12 protein-coding genes are annotated in these 12,200 nt (G+C 65.5%); 3 read left to right on the top strand and 9 right to left on the bottom strand.

Annotated elements, in window-relative coordinates:
• The coding region (locus CDN38_RS32500; protein ID WP_142361366.1) for a transposase at positions 1-127 on the bottom strand (127 nt) is incomplete at its 3' end.
• A gap of 258 nt (positions 128-385) precedes the next feature.
• On the opposite strand from CDN38_RS32500, the gene CDN38_RS23485 reads away from it, so the two are divergent.
• The 3 genes from CDN38_RS23485 to CDN38_RS23475 all read left to right on the top strand — a co-directional run bounded on the left by CDN38_RS23485 (position 386) and on the right by CDN38_RS23475 (position 2,843).
• The gene (locus CDN38_RS23485) at positions 386-619 is read left to right on the top strand and encodes an RNA 2'-phosphotransferase (RefSeq protein ID WP_153043605.1); all 234 of its coding nucleotides are present in this window, start codon (positions 386-388) and stop codon (positions 617-619) included.
• Positions 619-1,707, top strand: a complete 1,089-nt coding sequence (locus CDN38_RS23480) for a glycoside hydrolase family 19 protein (RefSeq protein ID WP_099319211.1) — start codon at positions 619-621, stop codon at positions 1,705-1,707. Before CDN38_RS23485 ends, CDN38_RS23480 begins: the two co-directional genes overlap by 1 nt.
• Before the next feature lie 83 nt (positions 1,708-1,790).
• Positions 1,791-2,843, top strand: coding sequence for a hypothetical protein (locus CDN38_RS23475; protein ID WP_142361320.1), 1,053 nt, complete (start codon positions 1,791-1,793; stop codon positions 2,841-2,843).
• A gap of 503 nt (positions 2,844-3,346) precedes the next feature.
• On the opposite strand, the gene CDN38_RS23470 is transcribed toward CDN38_RS23475, so the two are convergent.
• From CDN38_RS23470 to CDN38_RS23435, 8 genes are all read right to left on the bottom strand, one after another.
• On the bottom strand, positions 3,347-3,808 hold the full coding sequence (locus tag CDN38_RS23470) for a hydrogenase maturation protease (RefSeq protein ID WP_075512652.1): 462 nt from the start codon (positions 3,806-3,808) through the stop codon (positions 3,347-3,349).
• On the bottom strand, positions 3,805-5,097 hold the full coding sequence (locus tag CDN38_RS23465; RefSeq protein WP_075512651.1) for a Ni/Fe hydrogenase subunit alpha: 1,293 nt from the start codon (positions 5,095-5,097) through the stop codon (positions 3,805-3,807). The genes CDN38_RS23470 and CDN38_RS23465 overlap by 4 nt, the downstream gene beginning before the upstream one ends.
• Positions 5,094-5,873, bottom strand: coding sequence for an NADH-quinone oxidoreductase subunit B family protein (locus tag CDN38_RS23460; protein ID WP_075512650.1), 780 nt, complete (start codon positions 5,871-5,873; stop codon positions 5,094-5,096). The genes CDN38_RS23465 and CDN38_RS23460 overlap by 4 nt, the downstream gene beginning before the upstream one ends.
• Positions 5,874-6,737: an FAD/NAD(P)-binding protein gene (locus CDN38_RS23455; RefSeq protein ID WP_075512649.1), complete on the bottom strand. Its 864-nt coding sequence runs from the start codon at positions 6,735-6,737 to the stop codon at positions 5,874-5,876.
• The gene (locus CDN38_RS23450) at positions 6,721-7,851 is read right to left on the bottom strand and encodes a 4Fe-4S dicluster domain-containing protein (RefSeq protein WP_075512661.1); all 1,131 of its coding nucleotides are present in this window, start codon (positions 7,849-7,851) and stop codon (positions 6,721-6,723) included. Before CDN38_RS23450 ends, CDN38_RS23455 begins: the two co-directional genes overlap by 17 nt.
• A gap of 73 nt (positions 7,852-7,924) precedes the next feature.
• On the bottom strand, positions 7,925-8,506 hold the full coding sequence (locus tag CDN38_RS23445) for an Rv1733c family protein (RefSeq protein WP_075512648.1): 582 nt from the start codon (positions 8,504-8,506) through the stop codon (positions 7,925-7,927).
• Positions 8,507-8,549: 43 nt separating this feature from the next.
• On the bottom strand, positions 8,550-9,551 hold the full coding sequence (locus CDN38_RS23440; protein ID WP_099319465.1) for an Acg family FMN-binding oxidoreductase: 1,002 nt from the start codon (positions 9,549-9,551) through the stop codon (positions 8,550-8,552).
• A 152-nt stretch (positions 9,552-9,703) separates the two neighbouring features.
• Entirely contained in the window at positions 9,704-12,085 is a 2,382-nt protein-coding gene (locus CDN38_RS23435; protein ID WP_075512647.1) for a heavy metal translocating P-type ATPase, read from the bottom strand.
• Positions 12,086-12,200: the final 115 nt, after the last annotated feature.

Below are 12,200 nucleotides of genomic sequence, written 5' to 3'. Positions count from 1 at the left end.
CATGCAGCAGGTTCTCGTGCAAATCCAGTTCACGGGCAACTTCAGCAACGCGCCGATTGCCATCGATCACCAGATGTGCGGCCTCGACCCTGTACTCAGGGGTATACGAACGCCGAGGTCGTGACATAAGAACATCCTTCCAGGGGACCAGCGTCCCGCTATCTCAGATGTCCACCGTTTCTGGGGAACCTCACACAGAGAGTGTTTCGCGGGCACTTCTCGTGAAGTGCCACTTGCTACACCCACCAGCACGGGCAAGTTATGCTGTGCCGCGCACGTCAGACACAGAGAGAGAATCGCCATGGCGCCGCAGGAGATTAGGGTTGATCCGGTCACGCTTCACCATGGGTCCAAGCAGGTGCTCAGCGCCTTCGAGGAGGCCGCTGTGGAATTTCTCGACCATGACAATAACTTGGCCGAAGCGACACTGGGCTGGATAGGCGCCTCACAACGAGCGCTGAACGAGGTTTCGACCCGTTGGTGGATCCGACACCGCGATCACCTGTGGTCAGGGACGGAGCTCGGCATGGGCATGGGAGCAGCATTGGCCGACTACCTCGACAACGAGGACGCATCGGTTCAGGCAATGACGTCGGTTGTGAGAGCACCGGGTGCTTGATGGAGCCGCTGACCCCTGACGACGTCAGGCGTTGGGATTTGTCGACTATCCAGCAGGTATTCAAGGTCGCCACCGACCGGGCCACAACGTTGCAGCGCCTGGGAGACAACCTCCAAGAAGTTAAGGACATACTTTCGCAGTGGCACGGCGAAGGCAGGGAGGCTTTTCATTCCAGCCTAGGCAAGAATCGCACTGACATTGAAGCTGATGGGCAAGAATCTGCACGGGTGGGTGCCGTGGTGCAGCGTGCCGAGGAAGACATCCGACAATGCAAATCCATGCTCAATAAGGTTGACGAGCTTGCCCGGGCGAACCACTGGACCGTCACCCCTGGCTGGCAAATCGACATCGGCAACACCGGCGTCGGGCGCGGACACGACCTGCAATTCATCACTACCTTACAGCTCCTCCAGGCAGACCTCGACGAAGTCAGACTGCGCGCCCACGCAGCCGACCACGAACTGGCCACCGCCCTGCGAGCGGCAGTTGGCGAGGCCCCGCTCGACCAAACTCGGCAGCCGACACCTGCTCCTGCGGTTGACAGTCCGCCCGACGGCATCACAGCCGAACAGTTGCGCCAGATAATGCCAACGCTATCGCCGGAAAAAGCCGCACAATATCTGCCCATGTTGGACAAAGCAATGGCGGAAGCGCAAATCAATAAGCCACAGCGCCGTGCAGCATTCCTTGCTCAACTTGCGCATGAGAGTGGCGAGCTAAAGTGGTTCGAAGAGTTCGCAGACGGCTCGGCCTACGAAGGCCGAACTGACCTCGGTAATATTCAGCCTGGTGACGGACCTCGTTTCAAAGGAAGAGGCCCAATTCAGATCACTGGTCGCTCGAATTACACCCGAGCAGGGCAGGCGCTTGGCGTTGATTTAGCCAATAACCCAGACCTAGCTGCACGCCCCGACATCGGCTTTCGTATTGCGCAGTGGTATTGGACCACCCACAACCTCAATATCCTCGCCGATGGCGGCCCCGCCAACTTTGATGACATCACTCGCGCAATTAACGGCGGACTAACCAACAAAGCCGACCGAGACCAGTATTACGCTACCGCATTGAGAGTTCTTGGAGCGCACTAGAATTGAATCCACACAGCACAGTAAGTCATCGCATCCTCCGGGCATCATTTCGAATAGCCACAACCGTTCAAGTTTGTGCGGCAGTGCTTGTCGGCTGCGAGGGACAAACGAATACTCCAGCCAATGATTCCGGTACGACGAAGGAGAGCCTGGTAGCCTACCGCTCCGCCGATGAGCTGGGCCTAATCCAAGGAACCACCGTTATCGCCAAGGCCAGCGGGACGTATACTGAACCTTCTGGCACGCCACTGATCACCGACGATGGACACTTCATATTCGCTCGCTCATCACCCACCGCGCTAACCACCATTGACGTTCAGAATCACCGAGTCAACACAGTGCCAATACCGGTTACCCAACGACTTGGCACCGGCGGCGGCAGCACGATTGTGTGGCTGGATGGACATCAACAAGTCATGCAGCTAGATCTCACCAAACCGTCCGACGGCGCTATCGTGCGTCAAGTTGTCGACCTACCTCCATTAGCGAACTCGTTGATCCCGCGCGACCCCATGCTGGTCGCGGCGCGCAACGGCACAGTGATTCTCACGCGAGTGGAATCAGACCCCTCGCCCTTCGGCGGCCCCGATACCCTTTACGCAATCCGGTCGGGTTCGACTGTCCCATTAGGTAAAGCTGATACCAACACTCCGGTTTCAATCGGCGCCGTCAGCCCGGACGGCGACGACTACGCCTTCGGCCTCTACCGAAGATCGAGCAACGCGTGCGGCCAGGGAGCGGTCACGCTGATCAAGCTGGCTGATCGGTCGCAACAGACCATAGAACTCAACCAGCCACCAAGCGAGGCAGTCGGATCTCGAATCTCCAAGATGTGGTGGCCGGCAGGCGGGCCCGCCACGCTGAGCTATTCCAGTTGGAACTGCTCCGATATGAGCACCACCGTTCCGCAGACCGTCTGGCAATTAGCCGGAGACCGCCTGGTTCAGCCGAGCCCGGATCGGGCACTGGAAATCCTCGACCTGGCGCCACACGAGCGCGCAATCATTATCCCTGAACAATCCGCGCAGCCCCAAGCATCTGGAACACTCGTCATCGAGATCAACGGAAAGCGGACCACGGTTCGCGCTCAGGTTAGTGACATCGCACACATCGACGCTCAGCCTCCTCATGTCTAACCCGTGGGAGCGGAACTCCGACTTTCAACAACCAAAGCCCGGCCACGGTTCCATCGTTATGGAGTGTCACCGGAAATTCGCCCGGCATCTGCTACAGCTCGCCTTCGTTGGTTCGGTTGGAGTTTGCCCCAGCCCGGCGACTTTTTCTATAGAAATCGCCGCTTTCTGGGGCGACGGGTGCTGCTAGACGGCGCTGATCCAGTGGCCCGAGTTGTTGGACGCAACTGCGACTTTCCCATCAGCCACACCAGTCTCCACGGGTTTGGGGTGTTCACTGTGTCCGCCTTTCAGCGACAATTCTGTTGCCCTCCTTTGTTTGTCGCTGAAAGGCGGGCAAATTGTGCAGCGGGTCGGCCAGAGACCAATGTGAAAGATGTGATTACCGGGCCCAGGACTCCGCTGAGCGCGATGACTAATCAGCACCATCCTGGCCCCAATATGGCCACCGCCTTGGTCAGTGCGCGTATTTCCTTCTTAACAGCAAACGTTAGCCGCATAACGGCTCAGCACGCCCGATCGATTTCATCGACTACCATGCCGACCACCGTCGGTATGGCCGCTTCCACCTGCGGTGTCAAGCCCACGCCGTGGTCGGTATCGGCCACGTCCACGGAAATCACCTCCAGCGTGTCGGGCACCCGGTCAAGAGCCTGCCCAAGTGCGTATGCCGCTGCGACGTCGACGCGATGTGAACTCACCCCGGCCGTTGCGGTAACCAGATCGCTGAGCGCGCAACGGGTTACCCGGCCCGGCATGGCCGGCACCGCGACGGCGGCATCGATCACGATGGCCAGCCCAGCACCCGACCACGCCTCCAGCAGGCTCATCGGCTCCACAATGTCGCTCACCACAACAACATCGGGCAACCCCAGTTCGTCGAGCGCGGCGGCGGCGGCAACCCCCACGCCGTCGTCGCGGCGGTAGCGATTGCCCAGCCCGACGACGACGACCGAGCCCGCGGTCATCCGCGCTGCACCGTCAGCGTCAAGAAATGCGCTGAGCAGGAGATGCACGGATCGTAGTTGCGGATCACCCGTTCGCATAGGGTGGTCAACTCGGCGTCGTCGAGGGCGAGGTTCGCCGAAACCACACGAGCCAGGTCGTCCTCGATGGCCGCCTGGTTCTGCGAGGTGGGCGGGATGATCGTCGCCGCGGAAATCAGCCCGTCGTCGTCGATTTCGTATCGGTGGTACAGCAGGCCGCGGGGCGCCTCACTGACGCCGTGACCGACGCCCGGACGGGCCGGGACCTCCACGAACGGTCGCGACGGCCGCTGGTATCCGTCGATGATGCGCAACGCCTCCTCGATCGCGTAGACCACCTCGACAGCACGAACCACGATACTGCGGAACGGATTTCGGCATTCACCGGACAGCCCTGCGGCTGCGGCGGCCTCGGCGGCGATCGGCGACAGCGCCGACGAATTGAGGCAATACCGCGCCATCGGCCCGGTCAGGTAGCGGCCCCCGTCAAGGGTGGCATGCAGCGCCGTCGAATGCGCCACCTGCGACTCGTGCACGTGCCCACTGAATTCGGCCACCGGGAACGACGGGCCGGCGCTGCGGGCGATGGCGCCGTTCTCGATCGCATATCGGCCCGGCTGGCTCAACGCCAGCATCTCGTGGTCGAGCTCCAGGTCGGGAAAGTCGAACCCGGACACCCACTCCACCGTCGCCAGCGCGTCGTCGAGCGCCCGGCGCAACTGCTCGGCCAGCGGCGCGAACTGAGAACGGCTGGGCACCGAGTAGAACCCGCCCAGGCGCACGTTGATCGGGTGTATCGAACGCCCGCCGATGAATTCCATCAGCTTGTTGCCCGCCTTCTTCAGCCGCAACCCGCGCTCGACCGCCGCACGCTGGTCGCGGGCTAGCGCGATCACGTCCGGACAGCCGAGGAAGTCCGGCGCGTGCAGCAGGTAGACATGCAGGACGTGGCTGTGGATCCATTCGCCGCAGTACAGCAGCCGGCGCAGCGCGACGAGCTCGGGATCCACCTCGACGCCGCAGGCCTGTTCGATCGCGTTGCAGGCGCTGACCTGGTAGGCGACCGGGCAGATGCCGCAGATCCGCGCGGTCAGGTCCGGCGGCTCGGTGTAGCACCGCCCCCGCAGGAATGCTTCGAAAAACCTCGGCGGCTCGTAGATGTTGAGCTGCACGCTGTCCAGGGTGCCGTCCTTCAGCGTGACGTGCAGCGCCCCTTCCCCTTCGACGCGGGTCAGGGTGCCGACGCTCAGCGTCCGGTTTCGCGGGGTCATCGGTCGCTCCGCACATCAGCTCGTTCAGCGGCTCGTTCAGCGGCGAACGCGGTGACGTTGAACGTCGAGAACACCCGGTCGACCTCCCCGTCGGACATCCCGTCGCGACGCAGCAGCGGGATAAGCGTGGCGGTTTGCGGTGCCGCTGACGGCCCGAAACAGCCGTAGCAGCCACGATGATGGCTGGGACACAAGGCGCCGCAGCCGGCATGGGTGACCGGCCCCAGGCACGGAATGCCTTCGGCGACAACGACACACGTCGTGCCGCGCAGTTTGCATTCGGTGCACACCGTCTTGGCCGGCAGCCGCGGTTTGCGCCCGACCAGCAGCGCGGCGAGGGTGTCCAGGAGTTGTCCGCGGTCGATCGGGCAGCCGTGCAGCTGGTAGTCGACCTTGACGTGTGCGGCCGCCGGTGTCGAAGTCGCCAGGGTGTCAATGTATTCCGGGTTCGCGTAGACCAGCGAGGTGAACTCGCCGACGTCGGCGAAGTTGCGCAGCGCCTGCACCCCGCCGGCGGTCGCGCACGCGCCGATGGTGACCAAAATCTTTGACTGATCCCGGATCTCCCGGATGCGCTGCTCGTCGTGGCGGGTGGTGACGGAGCCCTCGACCAGTGATATGTCGTACGGCCCGCCGACCATCGCGCTGGAGGCCTCGGCGAACGTGGCGATCTGGACCTGGTCGGCAAGGGTGAGCAGCTCGTCCTCGCAGTCGAGCAAGGTCAGCTGGCAACCGTCACACGAGGCGAATTTCCACACCGCCAGACTAGGACTCATCTACAGCTCCTTGACCCGTAGTAGCGGGCCGGCGACGTCGTAACCGACGACCGGCCCGTCCCGGCACACCAGCAATGGGCCCAGCTGGCAGTGGCCGCACCAGCCGACACCGCACTGCATGTTCCGCTCCAGTGATACCCGAATGTCTTGGGCCGCCATGCCTTTGGCGAGCAGCGCGGCTGCCCCGAACCGGAGCATGGGCTCGGGCCCGCACAGGAACGCGGTGGTGCGGTCGGGCGTCAACGTCAACCGCCGGATCGGCTCGGTCACCAGCCCGACTTCGCCGTGCCAGCCCCGGACCGGAACGTCGACGGTCAGATGTAGTTCGACCCGAGAGTCTTGCGCCCACTCCTGCAGTTGTGCGGCGAACACGAAGTCGGCCTTGGAGCGGGCACCCACGATGAGCATCAACCGGCCGTAGCGCGACCGATCAGCCAACGCGCCAAGGATTGCCGGACGCAGCGGGCACAGTCCCACACCGCCGGCCACCATCACCAAATCCCGTCCGGCCGCCTCGTCGAGCCCCCAGGTGGTGCCGAACGGCCCGCGCACACCGACCAGGGTGCCCGGCTGGGCGTCGTGCAGAGCGCGGCTGACCGCCCCGACCGCGCGAATGGTGTGGGTAATCGAGCCGTCGGTGACGGTGGGATCGCCGCTGATGGATATCGCCGCTTCGCCGACGCCGAATGCGTAGAGCATCATGAATTCACCGGGCTGCGGCGCGGGAAGTACCGCGTCGAGCGGCTCCAGACACAACGTCGCCGCATCCGGGCTTTCCACCACCCGGCTGCGCACCCGATACGGTACCGGCGCCATCGCAGACGGCGGCGCGGCGCTGGTCACCCGGTCAGCCCGGTCCGTCATCGCGGGCCATCTTGTTCATTTCCTCGGTGATGTCGATGCCGGTGGGACACCAGGCAATGCATCGCCCGCAGCCGACGCAGCCCGACATGTCGAACTGGTCATGCCAGGTACCCAGTTTGTGGGTGAGCCAGTGCCGGTAACGCGACGCGCCGGACCGGCGCACACTGCCGCCGCCGTGGACATAGGTGAAGTCGAATTCGTAGCAGGACGCCCAGTGCTGCCAGCGTTCAGCGTGCTCACCGGTCAGGTCGGTGACGTCTTCGGTGCTGGTGCAGTAGCAGGTCGGGCACACCATCGTGCAGTTGCCACAGGTCAGACAGCGACTGGCCACCTCTTCCCACTGCGGCGACTCGCGTGACCGGACAAGTAGCTCACGCAGATCCGTGTCCGGCATCTGGCGTCCCATCCGATGCGATGCGGCCTCGACATCGGTGCGCGCACAATCGATTTCGTCGCCGCCAGCCGGCCGATGCGGTAACTCCACGAGCACGTCGGCGCCGTCTTGGCTGCCAACGTCCACCAGGTAGGTCACCCCGTCGGCGCCGACGCGCTCGGTCAACGCCAGGTCGTAACCGGGGCCGACCGCCGGTCCGGTGCCCATCGAGGCGCAGAAACACAGCCCGCCCGGTTCGGTGCAATTCACCGCGACCACGAACGCCTGCCGCCGGCGGCCGACGAAGGTGCTGTCGGGATATGCCGCGCTACCCAGCACCCGGTCGAGCGTCGCGATCGCGGCCAGATCGCAGCCGCGCACCCCGAGGAACGCATACCGCGGAACATCCTCGGATTCGGTGGCGCCGAAGCCGTCGCGGGTGCCGGCCCACAACCGCTGCCGAGGCGGGTGCAGGAACTGTTTCCACGACTGCGGGCCGGCCGAATGCCCGAACACCGCGTCGTCGTCGCGCCGGCGCACCCGATAGTGCCCCGGCGCCACGTCGACGCCCCAGCCGCGAGGAAGATCGTCGGCCGAGTCAAGTTCGGCGAGCACAATCGCGTTGTCGCGCAACGCCGGACCAATGACGCGATAGCCCCGCTGGATCAGTACCTCGACTAGGCGGCGCAACCCGACGGTGTCCAGCAATGCTGCGTCGGAGTCTTCCCCATGTCTGGTCATCGACACGTCATCAGCCTATTTCACGAGCACTGGCGAAGGCTGCGGCATCTGAATCTTGTCCCGGCGCATGTGTTCAATACCGATTCGTCCGGCCACCGTCGTCCTGCAGGCACCTGATGTCACGCTCCCACGCGGCATCGCGCGCCCGGTCGAGCCGGGAGCGGACCAAGGCGACCAGTGACGCTATCGCGACACCGCATGTCAGCACGATTAGCACCGAGGTGACGACCGCGTCCACACCCGCATGCCACCTCGGTGTCGGTGGCCTGGCAAGATTGCCGTCCCGGTCCACCCAGATTTCGACGCGCTGCCCCACATTGAGCGAGGCACTGTGCCGGAACGAGCCGGTGCGCTCGCCGGCCGCCGCAGGCCACTGCACGTGCACGACAATCCCGTCGGAGTTCGGGTTATGGGTGGCACCGGTGACCGTGGCCGTGACCGGGTGCCGTGCCTGTGCCTGCGCGGCGTACTGGCGATCCCGGGCGTCGAAGACCTCGGCTCCCACGACAGCGGCGGCAGGTATCAGAAAAAGCGACGCGATCAGCGCGACCAGCAGCAGCAGAGCTTCGAGACGGTCGGTGCGCCGAAGCAGCGGATTGCGGCCGACCAAGCGGGCGAGCCGCCAACAGCGCGGGTCTATCGTGAACGTCTCCATCGCAACTTCCTGAAACTTCTGGCGGGCCTTGGCTATCGGACGCCTATCCGTTGACAGATTTCTCGCCGTCGGCAATCCACTCGACGGTCTCCGAGAGGTCACGTCGCGGCGTCGCCGGCAACGGATCGGCATTGATGGGCGCCCAGCCCACCCGCAGCAGCATTTGCGGATACTGGCTATCCCCGAAGACATCGGCACGAACCGCCGCACGTGTTTCGGCGATTTCCAGCGGTTCGGTGACGGGGCAACTGGCCAGTCCCATCGCCGTCGCGGTTAGCAGCACGACGCTGGTTGCCTCACCGGCGCGTAGCTGAGCCAGCCGGTCGTCGGTGCGCGTTCCCAGGGCCAGCATCACCGCATTGTCGTCGGCGGGTGAGACATCCGGCGGCATGGCCAGCGCCGGGCCGGCGAAACGCCGGCTGGGTATCGGCGCCGTGGGGTCGGGTATAGGCGTATTGCGGGCGGGAACGCCGACCGCCGAGGCGTGCCGGCCGCTCCACGCGGTGAGCTCGGCGAGATAGTCGGCATCGGATGCGTGGTCCCAAACCGATTTCGCCACAACGGCATTCAGCTTGTCCATGGCATCGACCTGGTGTAGCGTTACCCCACTGCGGGCCGCCCGCGCAGCCATCAATGCAATGTCGCTGATCGGCACCGGCCAGAAACTGTAGTGCCGCCGATCGGTTCGCCGCCGCGGTATCGCCGCGGCCAGCGTGATATCGAGCTGATCGGCGTTCTGACGAGACACTTCGATCGAGGCGAGATGACTCGGGTCCGCCGGATTGGGCAGCCTACCCACTTTGGCTTGCCAACCCGTCGCGGCCAGGGCGATGACGCAGTGGTTGAGTGCCGCACCGCAACTCAGGATCAGGTCCCGCCCTTCCGGGTCGGTGGTGGGCAACTGCAGGCTGGCGTCGGCGTAGAGATGCAGGGACGCCTCCCCGACCCGCCACCGCCACGGCTGCGTGTTGTGCACAGACGGCGCCCGAGAAGCCAGCCTCAAGACCGTGCGGACGGTGCCGGCATCCGGGAAATGCGCAATCATGGACATTACTCCTTTCGGTCGGCGGAGTCGTCCTACCAACGATCGCGCAATCACATCGGCCGGACGAGGGCACGGCGTCCTTGCAGCGAAGGACTTTGTGCCATTGCCGAATCGGCGAACGTCCTCTCGACGCCAGGCCGGCGAACCGCGATTCAGGATTTGCGTGCTCGCGCGCCCGCTGGCCGCGGTGGCGGGCCGGCCGCGGCGTCGTCCTCGGCGAGGGTAAAGTAGCTTTCCTCTTCCTGCACGAAGTGCAGCCGCAACAGCGCATACAGGCCGTACAGGCAGGCCAGCAGGTCATCGACTTGGTCGTGCTGGATTGCCCCGGCCGACTGCGCCAACGCCAGGTGGGTCGCGATCCGATCGGAAAGCCGCTGGATTTCGGCATGGGTGCGGCTCATGGTGGCGGTGGCTTCACCGCTGCCCAGCGGGCGCGCCAGCGCCGGGTAAAGCTGAGCCTCCTCCGCCTGTTCGTGCGGCAGGATCCGCTCAGTCAGCAAGGTATGCGCCGCGGTCAACGACGCCAGCGCCGCGGCATCGGGTCCGGCAGCCACCCGGTTGGCGGCGGTGCGCAACAGCCCGATGGTGTCCCGTAGCTGGTCGTGTTCGTCAGCGAAGCGATGCAGCAGCTGCTCGGTACCCGCGGCCAAGCGCAACTCGGTGTCCGGGTTACCGCGCAACGCCCGCAGCGCGTTGCCGATCACCGCGATATCGATACCTTCCTGCAACAATGCACCGGCCGCGGGCGGCAGCCAGCCCAGCGCCGCGATCGCCATGGCCAGCAGCGACAGGCCCATGCCGACGACCGCGCTCTGCACCGCGATGCGCCGGGACCAGCGCGCGATGTCCATCGCATCGGCGAGCCGGTCGAGCCGATCGGTGGTCAAGACGATGTCGGCGGCCTCCGAAGACGCGGTGGCTCCCCGGGCGCCCATCGCCACCCCGACCGTGGCCGCCGCCAGCGCGGGGGCGTCGTTGACGCCGTCACCGACCATCACCGTCACCGCCCGTTCGGATTCGGCGCGCACCGCGGCGAACTTGTCGGCCGGGCTCTGGTCGGCGTAGACCTCGTCCAGGCCCAGAATCGTGGCGACCTCCCGCGTCGGTTCGGCCCGGTCGCCGGTGAGCAGGATCAGCCGGGTCAGCCCGGCCTCGCGCAATCGGCGCACGGTGCGCGGCGCCTGCCGGCGCAACGGGTCGCGCAGCAACACCGCCCCGGCCAGGTCACCGTCGACGCAGACCCAGGCGATCGCCGCGCTGTCCAACCGGGCCCGGTTGACCGCGGCTCGCACCCAGGCGCCGGTCAGGGTGTCGGCGGCCGACTTGCCGACCGTGACGCGATGCCCGTCGATGCTGGCGCTGACACCGCGGCCCGGCTCTTCGACGACATCGGCGGGAAGCGACAACCGCAGACCACGGCTGAGCGCTTCGGTGACGATGGCCTCGGCCAGGACGTGCGGGGAAAGCTGGTCCACCGAGGCAGCCAGCCGCAGCGTCTCGGTGGAGTCCCGGCCGGGGGCGGCCACCACGTCGACCACCGCAGGACGTCCCATGGTCAGCGTGCCGGTCTTGTCCATCACCAAAGTCGTTGCGTGCCCCAGGTTTTCCAACGCGACTCCGCTGCGGATCACTACTCCGGCCCGGGAGGCCCGGGACAGGCCGGAGACGATCGCCACCGGCGCGGCCAGCAGCAGCGGACATGGGGTTGCCACCACCAGGACCGCCACGGCGCGGACGGCCGAGCCGCTCGCCAGCCAGGCCGCCGCCGCCAGCAGCAGCGATAGCGGCAGGAACCATGCCGCGTAGCGGTCGGCCAACCGCACGATGGGCGCCGTCTCCGCGCCCGCCTGCTGCGCCATTCGGACAATGCCGGCATAGGTGCTCTGGTCGGCGGTTGCGGTGGCGCGCAGCTCAAAAGCGCTGCCGGCGTTGACCACACCGCTGCGGACCGGTTCGCCGACCGCACGTTCCACCTGCAACGGCTCGCCGGTCAGCGCGGACTCGTCCAGGACGGCCACCACGTCGATGATGCGCCCGTCCACGGGGACCACCTCGCCCGGGCCGACGATGACAATGTCGTCGACGACCACCTCCGCCAACGGAACAAGGCTCACCTGCGTGCCGGCACGTCGCCGCGCAAACCGCGGCGCCCGCTCGAGCAGCGACCGCAGGTCGCGCGATGCGCGGCGTTCGGCGGCCGCATCGAGAGCACGACCACTTGCCAGCATCACCGCGATCAATGCGCCGGCCAGGTATTCGCCCACCAGCAGGGTGCCGATCAGTGACAACACCGCGATGACGTCGACGCCGATCCGGCCCCGGCGCAACGCGGCCATTACCCAGACGGAAGCCGGCACGACGGCCAGCACCGTACCCGCGATCCAGCAGCCGTCGGCCACGCCGCGTTCACCGAGCAACCAGGCGATCCCACCGGCGGCCAACAGACCGACGGTCGACACCACCAGGGCCGGTTCGATCAGTCGGCGAACTTTCGATAGCCACCGGCCGCCCGCAGCTGCCGTATCGCCAACCACCTCGAAAATCCTATCGTTTAACGATACTTTCGACGTTCACCGCAGCAGAGCCCGACACATGCTGACCGAAGTTCACCAGCTCGACGTTGGCCCTGCTAGGGCAGTAATGCCCGGC

The sequence above is a fragment of the Mycobacterium ostraviense genome, assembly GCF_002705925.1.
Lineage (GTDB): Bacteria > Actinomycetota > Actinomycetes > Mycobacteriales > Mycobacteriaceae > Mycobacterium > Mycobacterium ostraviense.
Note: the sequence above shows the minus strand (reverse complement) of the source record. Positions and strands in the feature narration are given on the sequence as shown.